19 protein-coding genes are annotated in these 16,325 nt (G+C 63.6%); 12 read left to right on the top strand and 7 right to left on the bottom strand.

What is annotated here, in order from left to right; translation table 11 throughout:
- Nucleotides 1-51 precede the first annotated feature (51 nt).
- Nucleotides 52-816 (top strand): GntR family transcriptional regulator, encoded by a 765-nt coding sequence (locus AC1Q7Q_RS09660; protein ID WP_492374392.1) that lies wholly within the window; start codon nt 52-54, stop codon nt 814-816.
- Nucleotides 817-878: 62 nt separating this feature from the next.
- Here AC1Q7Q_RS09660 and AC1Q7Q_RS09655 read toward each other — a convergent pair whose 3' ends face one another.
- Together AC1Q7Q_RS09655 and AC1Q7Q_RS09650 are read right to left on the bottom strand one after the other, a co-directional pair.
- Nucleotides 879-1,259 carry a DUF427 domain-containing protein gene (locus tag AC1Q7Q_RS09655; protein WP_492374391.1) on the bottom strand — a complete coding sequence of 127 codons (381 nt, stop codon included), beginning with the start codon at nt 1,257-1,259 and terminating at the stop codon, nt 879-881.
- A 67-nt stretch (nt 1,260-1,326) separates the two neighbouring features.
- Nucleotides 1,327-2,025: an aspartate/glutamate racemase family protein gene (locus AC1Q7Q_RS09650; protein WP_492374390.1), complete on the bottom strand. Its 699-nt coding sequence runs from the start codon at nt 2,023-2,025 to the stop codon at nt 1,327-1,329.
- Nucleotides 2,026-2,183: 158 nt separating this feature from the next.
- Here AC1Q7Q_RS09650 and AC1Q7Q_RS09645 point away from each other — a divergent pair, with 158 nt between their 5' ends.
- Together AC1Q7Q_RS09645 and AC1Q7Q_RS09640 are read left to right on the top strand one after the other, a co-directional pair.
- Nucleotides 2,184-2,426, top strand: a complete 243-nt coding sequence (locus AC1Q7Q_RS09645) for an antitoxin (protein ID WP_150984261.1) — start codon at nt 2,184-2,186, stop codon at nt 2,424-2,426.
- Nucleotides 2,423-2,815, top strand: coding sequence for a type II toxin-antitoxin system VapC family toxin (locus AC1Q7Q_RS09640; protein WP_150984262.1), 393 nt, complete (start codon nt 2,423-2,425; stop codon nt 2,813-2,815). Before AC1Q7Q_RS09645 ends, AC1Q7Q_RS09640 begins: the two co-directional genes overlap by 4 nt.
- Nucleotides 2,816-2,859: 44 nt before the next feature.
- On the opposite strand, the gene purT is transcribed toward AC1Q7Q_RS09640, so the two are convergent.
- Nucleotides 2,860-4,065: a formate-dependent phosphoribosylglycinamide formyltransferase gene (gene purT / locus AC1Q7Q_RS09635; protein ID WP_416050970.1), complete on the bottom strand. Its 1,206-nt coding sequence runs from the start codon at nt 4,063-4,065 to the stop codon at nt 2,860-2,862.
- A gap of 213 nt (nt 4,066-4,278) precedes the next feature.
- On the opposite strand from purT, the gene AC1Q7Q_RS09630 reads away from it, so the two are divergent.
- The 3 genes from AC1Q7Q_RS09630 (at nt 4,279) to AC1Q7Q_RS09620 (ending at nt 7,952) form a co-directional block, all read left to right on the top strand.
- The gene (locus tag AC1Q7Q_RS09630) at nt 4,279-5,316 is read left to right on the top strand and encodes an OmpA family protein (RefSeq protein ID WP_492374389.1); all 1,038 of its coding nucleotides are present in this window, start codon (nt 4,279-4,281) and stop codon (nt 5,314-5,316) included.
- 1,180 nt (nt 5,317-6,496) lie between these two features.
- Nucleotides 6,497-7,291, top strand: coding sequence for an SDR family NAD(P)-dependent oxidoreductase (locus tag AC1Q7Q_RS09625; protein ID WP_492370419.1), 795 nt, complete (start codon nt 6,497-6,499; stop codon nt 7,289-7,291).
- 121 nt (nt 7,292-7,412) lie between these two features.
- Nucleotides 7,413-7,952: an RrF2 family transcriptional regulator gene (locus AC1Q7Q_RS09620; protein WP_492370420.1), complete on the top strand. Its 540-nt coding sequence runs from the start codon at nt 7,413-7,415 to the stop codon at nt 7,950-7,952.
- A gap of 39 nt (nt 7,953-7,991) precedes the next feature.
- Here AC1Q7Q_RS09620 and AC1Q7Q_RS09615 read toward each other — a convergent pair whose 3' ends face one another.
- Both AC1Q7Q_RS09615 and AC1Q7Q_RS09610 read right to left on the bottom strand, forming a co-directional pair.
- The gene (locus AC1Q7Q_RS09615; protein WP_492370592.1) at nt 7,992-9,197 is read right to left on the bottom strand and encodes an NAD(P)/FAD-dependent oxidoreductase; all 1,206 of its coding nucleotides are present in this window, start codon (nt 9,195-9,197) and stop codon (nt 7,992-7,994) included.
- A 434-nt stretch (nt 9,198-9,631) separates the two neighbouring features.
- Nucleotides 9,632-10,186 carry a YbhB/YbcL family Raf kinase inhibitor-like protein gene (locus AC1Q7Q_RS09610; protein ID WP_492370421.1) on the bottom strand — a complete coding sequence of 185 codons (555 nt, stop codon included), beginning with the start codon at nt 10,184-10,186 and terminating at the stop codon, nt 9,632-9,634.
- Between the two features lie 194 nt (nt 10,187-10,380).
- On the opposite strand from AC1Q7Q_RS09610, the gene AC1Q7Q_RS09605 reads away from it, so the two are divergent.
- The 6 genes from AC1Q7Q_RS09605 (at nt 10,381) to AC1Q7Q_RS09580 (ending at nt 15,343) form a co-directional block, all read left to right on the top strand.
- A complete protein-coding gene (locus tag AC1Q7Q_RS09605) occupies nt 10,381-10,548 on the top strand; it encodes a hypothetical protein (RefSeq protein WP_006164149.1) in 168 nt (55 codons plus the stop codon).
- Nucleotides 10,549-10,624: 76 nt separating this feature from the next.
- A complete protein-coding gene (locus tag AC1Q7Q_RS09600) occupies nt 10,625-11,179 on the top strand; it encodes an SH3 domain-containing protein (protein ID WP_492370422.1) in 555 nt (184 codons plus the stop codon).
- A gap of 159 nt (nt 11,180-11,338) precedes the next feature.
- A complete protein-coding gene (locus AC1Q7Q_RS09595) occupies nt 11,339-12,988 on the top strand; it encodes an acyl-CoA synthetase (RefSeq protein WP_492370423.1) in 1,650 nt (549 codons plus the stop codon).
- Nucleotides 12,989-13,212: 224 nt separating this feature from the next.
- Complete coding sequence (locus tag AC1Q7Q_RS09590) at nt 13,213-13,962, top strand: SDR family oxidoreductase (protein ID WP_492370424.1); 750 nt, start codon at nt 13,213-13,215, stop codon at nt 13,960-13,962.
- A gap of 130 nt (nt 13,963-14,092) precedes the next feature.
- Nucleotides 14,093-14,416 carry a putative quinol monooxygenase gene (locus AC1Q7Q_RS09585; RefSeq protein WP_492370425.1) on the top strand — a complete coding sequence of 108 codons (324 nt, stop codon included), beginning with the start codon at nt 14,093-14,095 and terminating at the stop codon, nt 14,414-14,416.
- Nucleotides 14,417-14,785: 369 nt separating this feature from the next.
- A complete protein-coding gene (locus AC1Q7Q_RS09580; protein WP_492370426.1) occupies nt 14,786-15,343 on the top strand; it encodes a phasin family protein in 558 nt (185 codons plus the stop codon).
- A 191-nt stretch (nt 15,344-15,534) separates the two neighbouring features.
- Here the strand turns inward: AC1Q7Q_RS09580 and AC1Q7Q_RS09575 are convergent, their stop codons facing one another.
- Nucleotides 15,535-15,681 (bottom strand): DUF3096 domain-containing protein, encoded by a 147-nt coding sequence (locus AC1Q7Q_RS09575; protein WP_174426797.1) that lies wholly within the window; start codon nt 15,679-15,681, stop codon nt 15,535-15,537.
- 159 nt (nt 15,682-15,840) lie between these two features.
- A complete protein-coding gene (locus tag AC1Q7Q_RS09570; RefSeq protein WP_492370427.1) occupies nt 15,841-16,266 on the bottom strand; it encodes a phasin family protein in 426 nt (141 codons plus the stop codon).
- Nucleotides 16,267-16,325 lie beyond the last annotated feature (59 nt).

Raw genomic sequence — 16,325 nt, 5'->3', positions numbered from 1 at the left:
AACCGTCACCTCATGCCGCGCACGACCGACTCCCCTTCTACGCTGGGCCATATGCCCGGTACCTCACTGCACCGGCAGCTCTTTCTCGTGCTGCGCGATGAAATCACGCGCGGCGTCTATGCGGAAACGGGGGCTTTGCCGAAAGAAGAAGCACTGTGCGAGCGCTTTGGCGTCTCGCGCATCACGGTGCGGCGGGCGCTATCCGAGCTGGCGGCGCTGGGGCTGGTGGAGCGGCGCCATGGCCTTGGCACCTTTGTGCGAGCGGACATGCCGGCGGGGCGCAGCAGCCCGAGCCTTAGCGTGATCGACGGCCTGCGCAAAGCAGCACTGGAGACGGACGTCGAGGTCCTTGAGGTGACCACTGCCGTGCCGCCGGCGGACATTGCCCAACTGCTGCAACTCACCCCGGGCGAACAAGCCGTGCACGCGCTGCGCCTGCGCAGCATCAAGGGCACGCCGGTGATGCTGACGGATGCATGGGTTCCCGCCGCGCTGGGCAAGCGCGTGTCGGCAGCGGCGCTGCGCAAGCACGCGCTCTACGAGATCCTGATGGCGCAGGGGGTGAAATTCGGCCGCGTGGTGCAGGAAATCACGGCCCAGGCGGCCGACCCCGCCTACGCGGGCTGGCTGCGCACGGAGGTTGGCGCGCCGCTGCTCAAGCTGGTGCGCCTGCTGCATGACCCGGAGTCGCGGCCGGTCCAGTACATCACGGTGTATATGTCCCCGGAACGCAGCCGCATCCTGATGGATATCTCGGGCGACAAGGTCAACACGCTAAGCGCCGGGCAGTTCGTCCATGACGTGCCACGCGGCTAAGAGGCCGCCTCAACATGAAGCGAAGCGGTTCTGGCCAGGCGCGCGGCCCTGGCGTTCACTGGCTAGCCCTGCTGCTGCTCGATGGCATCGACACGGCTGGGGTAGAAAGCCACGTGGTCCTTGATGGCCTCGACGGCGGCATACGGCGCCTCGTAAGTCCACACCGCATTGACCGATCGCTCACCGCCCGCGGGGATGCTGTAGTAAGCGCACTCGCCTTTGTACGGGCAGTAGGTGGCGTGGTCCGTGCGGGCCAGCAGTGACATATCGACATCCTTGCGCGGAATGTACTGCACCGCCGGGTAGGATGCCTCGCGCAGCGTGAGCGCGCTGCGGGTGTCGGCAATGACGACGCCGCCGAGCGCCACGACGACGCGCGCGGGGTTTGCCTCGATCACGATCGGATGATCGGGCCCCGGGATCTTGATGGGCTTGCTGGTCATGGCTGGGCTTCCTGATGTGTTGCAGGGCCCGCCAATACTACGCGTGAACGCGCCAGCTTGCCCGGCATCAAGATGCGCCTTGCACCGCCCTGCGCAGTGCCGCCTGCGCCAGCAGCCGCGTGGAATCCAGCGTCGGCAGTGGCGAGTTGGCATCGTTTACGATCAGCGGGATTTCCGTGCAGCCGAGCACAACCGCATCGCAACCCTGTGACTTCATCCGCCCGATAACCCGCTGAAAGTAAGTGAGTGCTTCCGGGGTGGCGATGCCGCCCACCAGTTCGTCCATGATGATGCGATTGATTTCATCGCGCTCGGCGGGGTCCGGCCGCATGAAGCCGAGCACGCGCGCGGCAAGCTTTTCGGGGTAGACCTCACTGTCGACAAGCCAGCGCGTTCCCGTCAGGCCCAGGCGGGTGAAGCCGCGCGCCGCCGCGCTCTCGGCGACCACCTCGGCAATATGCAGCCAGGGCCGCGGCGAACGCGCCACCACGTACGGCAGCGCCTGGTGAATGGTGTTGTCGGGACAGATCAGGAAATCCGCGCCCATGCCAGCGAGCTTCCTGGCAGAGGTGAGCATCAACTCACCTACGGCCTGCCAGTCGCCGCGATCCAGGTGCTTGACGTACTCGGCAAGCGACGGGGTATGCATGGATATCTCGGGATGCGCATGCGGCCCGAGCAGCCGCGCGCCCTCCATGCAGATGGTCCGGTAGCAAAGCGCGGCGCCTTCGGCGGAGCAGGCAACAATGCCAATATGCAGGGTCATGACGGTTGGCTCCATGCGATGTGATCGGGGAATGCAGTGTCTGAACGAATTCGGCTGGTAGAGGCCAATCAATAGGCATCATAAATCACTAATCGCTATTGAACGCCTCGGCACTCCGGCATATACTTTTGGCATATCTCACTCAACAGGAGTGCGGCATGGATACCGCGAAAATCTTCTGGTCTGGGCGATCACAAGCCGTACGCTTGCCGAAAGACTTCCGTTTCGAGGCAAGCGAGGTGCGCATTCGCCGCCATGGCAACGCCGTCATCCTGGAGCCTATTGCCAGCGATTGGGCGTGGCTGGATCCCATCGTCGGCCCGCTGGACGAAGACTTCGCGCAGGCGGCAAGCGAACAGCCCGCAGATCAGAGCCGGCCAGAACTGGATTTTTTTAAGTGAAATTCCTGCTCGACAGCAATGCCGTCATTGCACTCCTGAGAGGTCACGCAGGCTTTCTGAATCGATTGCGGCAACACCAGCCGCAAGATTTCGGCATCCCGGCCATTGTGGCGCACGAGCTATTCTATGGCGCGTTCAAGAGCCAACGCGCCACGGAAAACCTCGCTCGGGTCGAAGGGTTGCAATTCGAGGTGCTGGATTTCGACCGCGAAGATGCGCGTCACGCCGGTGAGTTGCGAGCGGCGCTAGCCACAGCCGGTACACCAATTGGCCCTTACGATGTACTGATTGCGGGCCAGGCCCGCGCCCGAGCCCTGACACTTGTCACCCACAACACCCGCGAGTTTCAACGCGTACCTGGCCTGCGCGTCGAGGATTGGGAGGGCTGATACCGAGCGCGCGCGCGGGCTCTCTCCCTCCTCGCGCAATACGCTCAGCCTGCCACGCGCGGCTTCACACGTCCCGCCGCATCCTTGGCGCGCACGCGGGCCGCTTCCACATCGGCGTCGTACGCCAGCGCCACGCCCATGCGGCGCTTGGTGAAGCTCTCTGGCTTGCCAAACAAGCGCAGCTCGGTCTGCGGCACGCGCAGCGCCTCATCCACGCCGTCGAACACTACGCCCTTGGCATCCACGCCGCCATAGATCACCGCACTGGCGCCCGGGCTCTTGAGCGCGGTGCTGACCGGCAGGCCGAGAATGGCGCGCGCGTGCAGCTCGAACTCGTTCTGCCACTGGGTGATCATGGTCACCATGCCGGTGTCATGCGGACGCGGGCTGACTTCGCTGAACCAGACCTGCTCACCCTTGACGAACAGTTCCACGCCGAACAGGCCTTGCCCACCCAGGTTGGCGGTGACGGCCTGCGCAATCTGCTGGGATTTTTGCAGCGCGGCCGGATGCATCGGATGCGGCTGCCAGCTTTCCACGTAATCCCCGCTGACCTGCACGTGGCCGATCGGCTCGCAGAACTGCGTTTCCACCTGGCCGTCGGCGCCGATCGCGCGCACCGTCAGCAGCGTGATTTCGTAGTCGAAGTCGATGAAGCCTTCCACGATCACGCGGCCGTGGCTGACACGGCCACCGGCCATGGCGTAGTCCCATGCGGCCTTGACGTCCGCGGGGCCGTCGATCTTGCTCTGGCCCTTGCCGGAGCTGCTCATCACCGGTTTGACCACGCACGGGTAGCCGATGCCGCTATCGATGGCGGCCTGCAGCTCTTCCAGCGAGTCGCAGAACTTGTAGGGGCTGGTGGGCACGCCGAGCGTCTCCGCGGCCAGGCGGCGGATGCCTTCGCGGTCCATGGTCAGGCGCGCCGCGCGCGCCGTGGGGATGACGCGCACCACGCCGGCGGCTTCCAGCGTCTCCAGCATCTGCGTGGCAATGGCCTCGATCTCCGGCACCACCAGGTCCGGCTTCTCGGCCTCGATCAGCGCCTTGAGCTGGTCCGGGTCGCTCATGGAAATAGTGCGCGCATGGTGCGCCACCTGCTGGCCGGGCGCATCGGCATAGCGGTCCACCGCAATCGTTTCAACGCCGAGGCGTTGCAGCGCGATCAGGACTTCCTTGCCGAGCTCGCCGGAGCCCAGCAGCATGACTTTGGTCGCGCCAGGCGAGAGAGGGGTGCCGATAGTGGTCATGTGGGACCCTTGGGATCAAGTAAAAACAGCGATTGTACGTGGACCGAAAGAGCGCGCCCAGGCAGGCCGGCAAGCCGGCCCGGGAGGCATGCGAGGCCGGTGAGGCTTTCGCCACATCGGCGCGGCATTGACACCAACCCCGCGTAGAATCCGGCTCAGCGAATTTACGATGAGTCGGGCTTCATCGACTTGAACATACACGGATCGGACAATATGCAAGCATGGTTGAAAGTCGGCTGTACCGTTGCATTCGTCGGCGTACTCGCGCTGTCGGGCTGCAAGAAAAAACACGATACAGCTGCGCCGGCCAGCGATCAGGCCGCGGCTCCCGCGGCCACGTCACCGGCTCCTGCCACCGCATCAGCCGCAGTTCCGGCCGCCGCCAGGTTCGATATCGCAAGCGTGCCGATGTCCACTGCCGAGCTGCCGCCCTTCCCCTATATCGACTGGCCAAGCGGGCTGATCGACGGCCACAAGTTTGTCAAAAGCTCCGAATTCGACCGCATCTACGTGATCGCCGGCAGCCAGCTCCTGCCGGTCGAAGGACGCTACGAAAACCGGCATTTCATGAACTCGGACGCGAAGCTTTCCGACCTCGCCGCGCAACGCAATTACGAAGCGGTCATCAAGGCGCTGGGCGGCGTCAAGGTCAGCGCCATGCTGCCGACCAACCCCGCCATGCTGGCCCAGAACAACAACGACCTGGGCGACCTGATCGTCAACAAGATGCGCGTGGCGATGAGCCCCGACAGCTATGACTACTACCTGATCCGCAAGCCGGAAGGCAACGTCTGGATCGGCCTGTTTGTCGGTGGCGGCTACACCCAGATCATCACGGTCACGGAAGGCCAGATGAAGACCGTGGTGGGCCTGGTCAAGGCCGACGACATGCAAAAGGCACTCGATGAAAAGGGCCATATCGCGCTCTACCTGAATTTCGATACCGACAAGGCGGCCATCCGCCAGGACGACCAGCCGGTCATCGACGAAATCGGCAAGCTCCTGGACAAGGCGCCTACGCTGAAGCTGTCGATCGATGGGCATACCGACAATGTCGGCGATGAAAAACACAATCAGCAATTGTCCAAGAAGCGCGCCGAAGCCGTAGCCGCCGCACTGATTGCCAAGGGCGTCGACAAGTCCCGCGTGCGTGCCGAGGGCTTTGGCGCCAGCAAGCCGATTGCCGACAATGCCAGCGAGGAAGGCCGCGGCAAGAACCGGCGCGTGGAACTGGTACGCGTGGCCGCCTGAGAGGCACCCCTTTCAAGGTGACGAAAATTAGGACACCCTCCGTGTTCTCGAACAAAAACCAGAGTCAATGTGGAGACTTTGCTCGCATCGGCCCAGCCGGCCGAACTGTGGATCGCCGATCGCAACTTCTGCACCCGGGGGATTCTTGCCGGATGGCAGCGTCGCGGCAGCGCCTTCATCGTGCGGGAGCACGGCCGCAATCCAAGCCCCGGCAAAAGGGGGCTTTGAGGGCTTTGGAGACTTTGGTGGGTGTCGCTACGTTTCGGGGCGGCGTTGGTTTTTGCACCCAAGAGCCATACGACATCCCCCTGCGGGGGCTGCCGGTCACTCTTCTTTGCGTCGGCAAAGAAGACTAACGAGAAGAAAGCCGACCCTGCCGGGCGCAGAGCAATCAGGCTCTCGAATATCGGTGGTTTCGTCGTATGGCCAGCGGTTCTGCTGGCATCTGCCGGTACCGGCTTGACCGGCCACGAACCTGCCAGCTTCCGGGATGCGTAGTGCAGCCCCCGGTAGCAGACATCACTTGCTTCAAGCCGTCTGTCGCTCGCGCAGTGGCCGGCCACGAAGTTGCAAGCGCACCGGTTCCGTCGTGGGCGCGGTGGCACCGGGTTGATATGCCCAAAACCCTGACCACCGCGCCCGCCCCACCACGAAACCATTGACGGGCGATGTGTCGTGGCGGTCCGCACCGGTAACGGCAGATTGGCGAATGGGCAAGGATTCCGCTACCGGGGGCCGTACTACGCATCCCGGAAATCGGCAGCGTCGTGGCCGGTCAAACCGGTACCGGCAGATGCCAGCAGAACCGCTGGCCATACGACGAAACCAGCACCCTGCGCACCCGCGATTGCTCTGCGCCCGGCAGGGTCGGCTTTCTTCTCGTTAGTCTTCTTTGCCGACGCAAAGAAGAGTGACCGGCAGCCCCCGCAGGGGGATGTCGTATGGCTCTTGGGTCCAAAAACCAACATCGCCCCCTTACCCCCTTACCCCCTTACCCCCTTACCCCCTTACCTCAAGTACAAGTGGATCGGCCAAGGCCGCGCAACGACGCCAGCATCTTTTGGAAATGGCCTCTAAGCGACGGGCCTTGCCGAAATCCATGGAGCCAATACACTAGGTCAGTCGGCCTGCACTCGGCAGGCCTCCCTACCGGGCTAACCAGCCATAACCAGGAATGGCCATGAAAATTGATCTCACGGGCAAGATCGCCCTTGTTTCAGGATCCACCGCCGGCATCGGCTTCGCAACGGCCAAGGGACTCGCTGGCGCGGGTGCCAGCGTCATCGTCAACGGGCGCAGCGAGGCCACGGTGGACAAGGCCCTGCAAGCGTTGCGCGCCGCTGTTGCCGGCGCTGACGTGACGGGTTTCGTCGGCGACCTTGCCGACCCCGAGGTCTGCGCCCGCCTGGTGACGGCGCATCCCCGGGTGGATGTGCTGGTGAATAACCTTGGCATCTTCCAGCCGCAGGACTTCTTTGAGACGCCCGACAGCGAATGGACCCGCTTCTTCGAAACCAACGTCATGTCGGGCGTGCGGCTGTCGCGGGCCTATGCGCCCTCCATGGCCGAGCGTAAATGGGGACGGATCGTGTTCGTCTCGTCGGAATCGGCACTGAACATCCCCGCCGACATGATCCACTACGGCTTTTCCAAGACCGCGCAACTCGCGGTCTCGCGCGGGCTGGCCAAGCGGCTTGCCGGTACCGGTGTGACCGTCAATGCGGTGCTGCCAGGCCCCACGCTGTCAGAGGGCGTCACCGACATGCTCAAGGATGCCATTGCAAGCTCGGGGCAATCCGCCGAAACCGTGGCTGCGGACTTCGTCAAGACACACCGTTCCACCTCGATCATCCAGCGTGCCGCCAGCGTCGAAGAAGTCGCCAACATGATCGTCTATGCCTGCTCCCCGCAAGCCTCGGCCACCACCGGCGCCGCATTGCGCGTGGACGGCGGGGTCGTGGATACGATCGCCTGAGTCCTGTGCGCAGCCTTCCTTGCGTGGCCATGCGGCCGCGCCTGCTGGCCGTTCCCGACGCTTGCGCTTCGCACTGAATCTGCATAGGCTGAACTACGATTCAATCTATCTTAGTTAAGCCATGTCCCACATCAGCACGGGCGTCGAATACGGACTGCACTGCCTCCTGTTCCTCGCCGACCCGACGGCAAGCGTCAAGGAAGCCAGCGTGCGCGACCTGGCCGAGCTGCAGGGCGTCCCTGCCGAATACCTCGCCAAATTGTTCACCAAGCTGGCCAAGGCCAACCTGGTCGTGGCCACTGAAGGCATTCGCGGCGGCTTCTCGCTGGCGCGGCCGGCGGCAAAGATCACGGTCATGGATGTCGTGCAAGCTATCGACGGCGACAAGGCGCTGTTCGACTGCCGCGAGATCCGCGAGCGCTGCGCGCTGTTCGATGCATCGCCGCCCGCCTGGGCCACCCGTGGCACCTGCTCCATCGATGCCGTCATGCAGGCGGCACAAAAGGCCATGCGGCAGGAACTGGCCAAGCACACGCTCGCGGATCTCGCCGAGCGGACCCTCGTCAAGGCGCCAGCCAACTTCGGCCCGCACGTAGTGCGATGGCTCGCCGACCGCGCCCCCCACCGGCGCGGCGAGCGCGATACGGCAGACAAAGACTAGGCTCGGCGAGCGCGATTCCGGCCAGCCAACGCAGCGGATTTACGCTACCACGGTGCGATCGGGATTGGCCGCGGCCAGTGCCTGCGCGCGATCGGCGCTGGGTGGATAGATCCATTCGGAATTAATCCGGCCCTTCAGCGCCTTGGCGTCCGCGCCAACGAGCTTGACTTCACGCTCCCAGCCCTCGGTGTAGACCGCGCCCCACGGGCCCAGGTCCAGGCAGGTGACGTACCGCGGCTGGCGGTAGGGGATCGGTGCGAGGCCGAGCAGATCCGCGGCAACGTTGTGCCCCGCCGAGCGGCCAAGGTTCATCGCGTGCTGGCACGACATCGCGGCATAGTTGCCGTCATCGTCCGTGGCGGCATAAGCGACATCACCGGTGGCGAACACGGCATCCACGCCCTTGACGCGCAGGTTGCTGTCCACATGCAAGCGGCCGAATGCATCGCGCTGCGCGGGAATCTGCTGCGTGAGCGCGCTGGCGCGCACGCCGGCCGTCCAGATCACCGTCTTGGCATCGATGCGCTCGCCGTCCGCCGTGGTCAGGCCGTTCTCGTCGACCGACGCCACCGACGCGCCTAGCCGCCAGGTCACGCCAAGCTCTTCAAGCGCTTGCGTGATGACGGGACGCGGGCCGGCGCCGAGCTCGGCGGCCACCTCGTCATTGCGATCGACCACGATGACGTTCACCACGGCGTCCTCGCCCAGCGCTTCGCGCAGGCGCGCCGGCATTTCGGCCGCGGTCTCGATGCCGGTGAAGCCGCCACCGGCCACCACAATGGTATTGCGCGCGGCCGATGCCGGATGATCGGCAAGGCGCTTGATATGCGCCTCCAGCTCGGCCGCCTCATCGATCTGGTCCACGCTGAACACATGCTTGTCCAAGCCCGGGATCTGCGGGCGGACCAGGCGGCTGCCCGTAGCGAGCACGAGGCGGTCATAGGACAGCGTGGACCTCGCTTGATCGACGCCAACCACCTCGACTTCATTGCGGTCCGCATGGATCCGCTCGACGGTGCCCTGGATGAACCTGACGCCAACCGCATTGAAGATGTCGCGCAGCGGCGCCTTCATCCGCGCAGCGCCTGCCTCATAGAAGCGCGGACGCACATGCAGTTCCGGCTGAGGCGCGATCAGTGCGATCTCCACATCCTTCTGGCCATGCAGATCGATCAGGCGCGCCGCGCTCAGGGCACTCCACATACCGGCGAAACCGGCGCCAACTATCAGGATACGTTTGGCCACCATGCAACTCCTCTGAATTTACGCAAGCGTTCATGCTGCCGGGCCTGGCACGCCGTGCGACGCGCCGGATCATAACTAAAGGGATTTTTTACGGCACGCGTTGCCAACGGCGAGTTCGCCGCATGCGGCGACGATGCGCCTTGCCCGCCGCAGCAGCACGAAATCATAGCGAGGGGATCGAGCGCGCCAAGCATCATTGCGTGATGTTCGACATCACGTTGGCGCGTTAGTGGTGGTGGCGGTGTTGGCGTTGGTTGCAGCCCTGTGATGGCGGGCACCGCGCGGGCAACACTCGCGCAACGCCAGCGTGGCGGGTCATGGTGTATTGCTTTTGTGGCAATTGCCGGGGGCTATTTTCGAGCGTTATTGTTGATGGCCTGATGCCCGTAGCCTCCTGTTCATGAAAGGTGCGCTCAATGAGATACGCCACCTTTTTAGCGCGCATATCTTCCAATGACGCTTTGGCCGCCAAGCGCATGGCCTTTTAGCGCCTGCATCAGTTCGTCCCTGTTCAGGCCGGGCGGCAGCGCGGTTGGCGCAAGGTCTGTGGCGATGACGGTCAACACATAATGATGCGGCGCATCACCAGCTTGCGGACAAGGTCCTCGATAAATCGGCTCGCCCCGGACATTCTTGCCAACGGTGATGCCATGGCCATCGGCCTGTCCCTCGCCTTCCTTCAACTGACCGCGATCGGCGGCGATGTTGTAGGCAACCCAATGCGAATTGCCTAATCCCATATTGCCGTCAGGATCCAGTAGCAGCACCGCGATGGACTTGGTGCCGGCGGGAAGATTCGACCACGACACCTGCGGCGACACGCCTTTGCCGCCGCAATCGGACGTATTGTTGCCGTGCAGCGTAGGAATCGTCGCCCCATCCGCGAACGATGCGGACGACACTTGCATGCCTGCCGCATATGCCGTGCCAATGCAGCCCAAAACCAGTGCGCCAGCCAGCGACGCGAAGCGTGTTCTGATGAGATTCATTTGTGTCTCGCTCCGATGGAATGAGTGGAATGTATTCGGCACACGCAAAGGAAGGTGCGCGTATACCCTCTGGCATTCACGATTGACCAGACTTAATATGGGCTTGATCGTGCTCAAGGCTGTTGCTAAGTACCTAAGTACGGACGATGTCATTAGAAATAACGTTAAAAATATAACGACTAAAGGAGACATCCATGCAAGATTATCAAAGCCTTGTGTTCATGTGCGCGATCGGCTTGGTGTGCCTCTATGTCCTGCTCGGCACACTCTCCCAATCGCTCGCGATCAAATACGGTGCACCCGCCATCGTTTCCGTTCTGATGGTGGCGTTCTCCGTCTCGCCTTGGCACGTGGTGGGGTAAACCGCAATCAACAGCGGCCGCGGAGGCCTTGATGCGCCGAGTGGCTGTTAAGTGCGTTCTAGCAGGAATCACCGCATTGCTGGCCGCGCCCGGTGTGGCGCTTGCGCAGCCTGCCCAAGCCTTTACCACCGCCCCCGTCTACCTGCGTGCCGGACCCGCACCGGATTACCCGGTGGTGGCGCAGTTGTCCGGCGGCGTGCCGCTCACGGTGATGGGGTGCGTCAGCCAGTACACATGGTGCGACGTGGCGCTGCCTAACCTGCGTGGCTGGGTCTATGCCGGGCAGCTTGGGTACGCCTATCAGGGCGGCAGTGTTCCTGTGCTGAACTACGGCACCGTGATTGGCCTTCCCATCATCACATTCTCCATCGGCTCCTACTGGGGTAACTACTATCGCGGGCGGCCTTGGTACCACGACCAGGGACGCTGGGCGCAGCGTCCGCCATATGGGCCGGGACCGGGCTATCCGCCAGTACATGTGCGCCCGCCTGGTGGTTATCCGCCCAGCCGTCCGCCGGGTCACGGCGGCGGTCACGGCGGTGGCGGTGGCCACGGTGGTCACGGCGGTCACGGCGGTCACGGCGGCGGCGGCGGCGGCGGCGGCGGCCATGGTGGCCACGGCGGCCGATAGCATCGCGCCCAAACGGCCCTCGCGACGCACACTGGCAAACGGGTTCAGCCACCCTGGAAATTTTGGCCATTGCCGGGCACGCTGGCGTGGCCCAGAATTTTGCGCACCCGCTGTCCATACGGACGGCTGCGATTCATACAAGAAAACCAGGAGACCACCATGCGCGACTACGCCGAGGCCATCGCCGGCTTTTCCTATGAGGCATCGCTCTCGGAGCGCCTGAGCGGCAAGCTCGATGCCATCAATGCCTGCGTCGAATGCTGCGACCGCCATGCACTGCCAGGGCGCATCGCGCTGTTCTGGGAGAGCCGCGACGGCACCAGCGAGAGCTATACCTTCAGCCAGTTGCAGAAGCTCTCCGCGCAGTTCGCCAGCTTTCTCGCGGCGCAGGGCATCGGCCCCGGCGATCGTGTGGCTGGCCTGCTGCCGCGCACCCCGGAGTTGCTTGTCACCATCCTGGGCACCTGGCGCGCCGGCGCGGTCTACCAGCCGTTGTTCACAGCCTTTGGCCCCAAGGCCATCGAGCATCGGCTGCAGACCTCCGGCGCCCGGCTCGTGGTCACCGACGGCGCCAATCGCGGCAAGCTCGATGAGGTGGAGAACTGCCCCCAAGTACTCACCGTTGGCGGCACCAAAGGCCGCGGCATCGCGCGCGGAGACTTCAGTTTCTGGGCGGAGCTTGACCGCCAGCCGGCCCGGTTCGATCCGGTCATGCGCACCGGCGACGATCCGTTCCTGATGATGTTCACCTCCGGCACCACCGGCCCCGCCAAGCCGCTGCTGGTGCCGCTCAAGGCCGTGGCTGCGTTCGCGGGCTATATGCGCGATGCGGTCGACCTGCGCCCCGAGGATGCCTTCTGGAACCTCGCCGATCCTGGCTGGGCCTATGGCTTGTATTACGCGGTGACCGGGCCTCTGGCCCTGGGCCATCCCACCACGTTCTATGACGGCCCATTCAGCATCGAGAGCACATGCCGGATGATCGACAAGTACGGCATCACCAACCTGGCCGGCTCGCCCACCGCCTATCGCCTGCTGATCGCGGCGGGGCAGGCCGTGGCCGGCCCGCTGCGCGGCAAGCTGCGCGCGGTCAGCAGCGCGGGCGAGCCACTCAACCCGGAAGTGATCCGCTGGTTCGCCGACCAGCTCGGCGTCACCATCCACGATCACTACGGCCAGACCGAGCTCGGCATGGTGCTGTGCAATCACCACGCGCTGCGCCATCCGGTGCACCTGGGCGCGGCCGGCTTCGCCAGCCCGGGCCATCGCGTGGTGGTGCTGGACGACAACGCACGCGAGTTGCCGGCCGGCCAGCCTGGCACGCTCGCGCTGGATATGCAGCAATCGCCGATGGCCTGGTTCGCCGGCTACCACGGCACGCCCACCGGCGCCTTCGTCGGCCAGTATTACCTGACCGGCGACACCGCGGAGCTGAACCCCGATGGCAGCATCAGCTTTATCGGCCGCGCCGACGATGTCATCACCACCTCCGGCTACCGCGTCGGCCCGTTCGATGTAGAGAGCGCGCTGATCGAGCATCCGGCGGTGGTCGAGACCGCGGTCATCGGCAAACCCGATCCGGAACGCACCGAACTGATCAAGGCCTTTGTCGTGCTCGGCCCCCAATACAAGGCGAGCCCGGAGCTGGCCGAAGAACTGCGCCTGCACGTGCGCAATCGCCTCGCGGCCCACGCCTATCCCCGCGAAATCGAGTTCGTTCCCGAGTTGCCGAAGACGCCGAGCGGCAAGGTCCAGCGCTTTATCCTGCGCAACCAGGAAGTGGCGCGGCAGCGCGAGACGCAGGCGTAACGTTGCCGGCACGGCTGCTGACGCGGCAAAACATGGGGGGCGCTGCCTGGCAGCGCCCTTTTTTCCTTTCCCCCGAGTCCGCGTGTGGTTGGCAGCGCTTTTTGACAGGCCGCCAAAGACGTCCAATCTTATCGAACAAGATTGCTAACTCTTTCGCATGGCTTATTGTCCCGCGCTGTCCATACTCCATTCACATCACCACACCACGTTCTCAGGAGAACACCATGACTCGCTTCGAAGGCAAAACCGTACTGGTCACTGGCGGCAACAGTGGCATGGGCCTGGCTACCGCGCAGGCATTCGCCGCCGAGGGCGCGCGCGTCATCGTGACGGGCCGGGACACCGCGACGCTGGAGGCCGCCAAGCCCACGCTGGGCGCCAACGCGCTAGCCATCCAGAATGACGCCGGCACCGTGGACGCCGCCCGCGCGCTGGCAAAACGCCTCACCGATGAAGGCATCAAGCTCGATGCCGTGTTCATCAACGCGGGCGTCGCCAGGTTCGCACCGTTGTCGGATGTCGAGGAATCGATGTGGGACCAGACCTTCAATACCAATGTGAAGGGCCCCTTCTTCCAGATCCAGGCACTGGCGCCGCTGTTCAATCCAGGCGCATCGATTGTGCTCAACGGCTCCATCAACGCGCACATCGGCATGCCGTCATCTGCGGTCTACGCGGCCAGCAAGGCCGGCCTCATCTCGCTGGCCAAGACGCTCTGCGCCGAGTTGCTGCCGCGCGGAGTCCGCGTCAATGTGCTCAGCCCGGGCCCTGTGAGCACGCCGCTCTACGGCAAGCTCGGCCTGGACGCCGACACCCTCGCCAACACAGCCGCCCAGATCAAGAGCCAGGTCCCGCTCGGCCGCTTTGGCGAGGCGAAGGAAATCGCGGCAACGGTGCTGCATCTCTCGGCCACCGAGTCGGCGTTCATCGTCGGCACGGAGATCATCGTCGATGGCGGCATGAGCCAGTTGTGAGGTTTGAGCAGCCTAACTGGCTTAACTGGCTTAACTGGCTTAACTGGCTTAACGGGCTTAACGGGCTTAACTGGCCTAACTGGCTTAGCTGAATTGTCTGACTAAGCATCAGCAAGGAGCACTGAACACCATGAGCGAAAGCATCGCCTTTATCGTCCACCTGCCGGGTAAGCCGGAGCATCGCGACGAACTCGAATCCAGCTTGCTGCAAGTGCTGGAACAAATGGCCAAGGAGCCGGATTTCGTCAACACCTACCTGCATCGCTCGGTCGAAGACCACGATACGCTGGTGCTCTACGAGACCTGGGCTTGCAGCCCAGCATATTTCCAGACATATCACTTGAGCCGGCCCTATCGGCAAGCCTATGAGCAGGCATTGCCGAGGCTGCTCAAGCGCGAGCGCACGCTGGAATTCCTCAAGCCGCTGCGCGCGTTCGAGAAGCCGGCGGCATAAGCTCGGGCAGTTGACGTTGCCCTCATCGCGGGAGCGGGAAGACGGTCATCCGGAAGTGGAGGATGCGCTCTTTGCGCCCGCCCCGGATCGTCATCTGGATTGCGTACGGGGTACGCCGGGAGGCACCCCCACACAGTTGGGTACGCGCATGTCGACCTTGCTGCACAGCAACAAGCGGGATACCGTGTTTGTTCGGGTATCTCCCTAGGGGCTATCCAAATAGAGGGCTCTAGAATCTGCCCTTGGATGGTGCACTGCGCAAATCAGTGATGCCGCCGCCTTTCCGAATCTCATATTCGACCCGCTTGCCGCGACGGCACATCCCTTGCATGTCGGCCTGGCTGCCGGGCGATACACAGGAGAACACGCATGTTCGTTTTTTCGTCCGACCAGTTCGCTGAAGCCCAGAAAGCCCATTTCGCCAACTTGTTCGCGCTGACGAATACGGCTTTCGACGGTTTCCAGAAACTGGCCGAGCTGAACCTGCAAGCCGTGAAGTCGAGCCTGGCCGAAAGCCAGGAGACCGTGCAGGCGGCCTTGTCCGGTGGCGACCTGAAGGATGTCTTCAGCGCGCAGGGTAAGTTCGCGCAGCCGGCAGCCGACAAGGCGCTGGCGTATGCCCGCCACGTGTACGAGATTGCCTCGGCCACGCAGGCCGAGCTCACCAAGACGGTGGAAGCGCAATACGAACAGCACTACCGCAGCGTGCAAACCTTCGTCGATACGTTCGTAAAGAATGCGCCGGCCGGATCGGAGGCGATCACCGCCCTGCTGCAGCAGACGGTTGCCGCCGCCAACAACACCTACGAATCGGTGCAGAAGGCCTCGAAGCAAGCGGTTGAAACGGTGAAGTCCAACATCGAAGCATCGACCGCGGCAGCGACTGGCGCAGCCCAGCAAAGCGCACGCCGCGCTGTCAAGGCGTAAAGCACGCCCGCGCAGCGCGGCCTTCCCGTGCTGCGCGGGAGATGCGCGCATTGCCTTCGGCTACGCCCGGCGCCTTGGAGGCCGTTTCAGAATGAAGCGAAGCGGTTCTGGCCAGGCGCGCGGCCGCAGACCCTACAAGTAGATCGACCAAGGCCGCGCAACGACGCCAGGATCTCTTTGAAACGGCGCTCTTAGTGCAGGTGCCCGCCGAACAGCCCTAGCAAGCCGATGATGATCAGGTAGATTGCCACGATGTAGTTCAGCAGCCGCGGCATGATCAGGATCAGGATGCCCGCGATCAGCGAGATCAGTGGGCTGGCGTTCGTGATGGCGATCATGATGGATCCCTTTCACAGCAGTGCAATCCATGCACTGCGATGGACGCGCTGGCATGACGCCGTGGCGCGGCCCGCCAAGCCAGGATCTGGAGCGATCCTGGCTTGGCGAGGCTGTCCGCAACAGGCTTGTCGCTTGTGCGGACTTGCGCTTGCTCGCGCTTACTTGCCCTTCGGCTTCATCAGGTTTTTCGCCTCTTCGATATTCTGCTCCGCGCGCTTGGTAATCACGGCCAGCGCCTCGGCCTGCGATTTCTGCGCCATTTCCGCCAGTTCACGCATATTGTTGAACGCCTTCTGCAGGCCCTGCTGAACGAACTCGCCCTGCTTGGCCATGGCCTCGGCCGGGTTGCCGCCGGTGGTCATCTTTTGCGCCGCCGACTGGATCTCCTGCATGGTCTTGCTCAGGATCTCCGTTTGCTTCTGCACCAGTGCCTGCATGCCTTCGTAGGCCACCTTGTTGGCCTCCGTGATGGCTTCGATATCCTTGCGCCGCGCTTCGATTACCGAGGTCATATCGACCCCGGGGAGCTTGTACTGCTCAAGCAACTTGCTGAAATCGGTGAACGGATTGGACGGTATCGACATGATGCATCTCCTCGCTGGGGGTAGGTGAAGCAGGAAACTGGCCGCGCCGGGATCCGGAT

The sequence above is a fragment of the Cupriavidus sp. GW823-FHT07A04 genome (assembly GCF_058794615.1).
Note: the sequence above shows the minus strand (reverse complement) of the source record. Positions and strands in the feature narration are given on the sequence as shown.

What these genes read in the sequence shown, in the direction of transcription:
- AC1Q7Q_RS09660 (WP_492374392.1), top strand. Translation starts at nt 52, where the DNA reads ATGCCCGGTACCTCACTGCACCGGCAGCTCTTTCTCGTGCTGCGCGAT.
- AC1Q7Q_RS09655 (WP_492374391.1), bottom strand. Translation starts at nt 1,259, where the DNA reads ATGACCAGCAAGCCCATCAAGATCCCGGGGCCCGATCATCCGATCGTG.
- AC1Q7Q_RS09650 (WP_492374390.1), bottom strand. Translation starts at nt 2,025, where the DNA reads ATGACCCTGCATATTGGCATTGTTGCCTGCTCCGCCGAAGGCGCCGCG.
- AC1Q7Q_RS09645 (WP_150984261.1), top strand. Translation starts at nt 2,184, where the DNA reads ATGGATACCGCGAAAATCTTCTGGTCTGGGCGATCACAAGCCGTACGC.
- purT (WP_416050970.1), bottom strand. Translation starts at nt 4,065, where the DNA reads ATGACCACTATCGGCACCCCTCTCTCGCCTGGCGCGACCAAAGTCATG.
- AC1Q7Q_RS09630 (WP_492374389.1), top strand. Translation starts at nt 4,279, where the DNA reads ATGCAAGCATGGTTGAAAGTCGGCTGTACCGTTGCATTCGTCGGCGTA.
- AC1Q7Q_RS09625 (WP_492370419.1), top strand. Translation starts at nt 6,497, where the DNA reads ATGAAAATTGATCTCACGGGCAAGATCGCCCTTGTTTCAGGATCCACC.
- AC1Q7Q_RS09620 (WP_492370420.1), top strand. Translation starts at nt 7,413, where the DNA reads ATGTCCCACATCAGCACGGGCGTCGAATACGGACTGCACTGCCTCCTG.
- AC1Q7Q_RS09610 (WP_492370421.1), bottom strand. Translation starts at nt 10,186, where the DNA reads ATGAATCTCATCAGAACACGCTTCGCGTCGCTGGCTGGCGCACTGGTT.
- AC1Q7Q_RS09605 (WP_006164149.1), top strand. Translation starts at nt 10,381, where the DNA reads ATGCAAGATTATCAAAGCCTTGTGTTCATGTGCGCGATCGGCTTGGTG.
- AC1Q7Q_RS09595 (WP_492370423.1), top strand. Translation starts at nt 11,339, where the DNA reads ATGCGCGACTACGCCGAGGCCATCGCCGGCTTTTCCTATGAGGCATCG.
- AC1Q7Q_RS09590 (WP_492370424.1), top strand. Translation starts at nt 13,213, where the DNA reads ATGACTCGCTTCGAAGGCAAAACCGTACTGGTCACTGGCGGCAACAGT.
- AC1Q7Q_RS09585 (WP_492370425.1), top strand. Translation starts at nt 14,093, where the DNA reads ATGAGCGAAAGCATCGCCTTTATCGTCCACCTGCCGGGTAAGCCGGAG.
- AC1Q7Q_RS09580 (WP_492370426.1), top strand. Translation starts at nt 14,786, where the DNA reads ATGTTCGTTTTTTCGTCCGACCAGTTCGCTGAAGCCCAGAAAGCCCAT.
- AC1Q7Q_RS09575 (WP_174426797.1), bottom strand. Translation starts at nt 15,681, where the DNA reads ATGATCGCCATCACGAACGCCAGCCCACTGATCTCGCTGATCGCGGGC.
- AC1Q7Q_RS09570 (WP_492370427.1), bottom strand. Translation starts at nt 16,266, where the DNA reads ATGTCGATACCGTCCAATCCGTTCACCGATTTCAGCAAGTTGCTTGAG.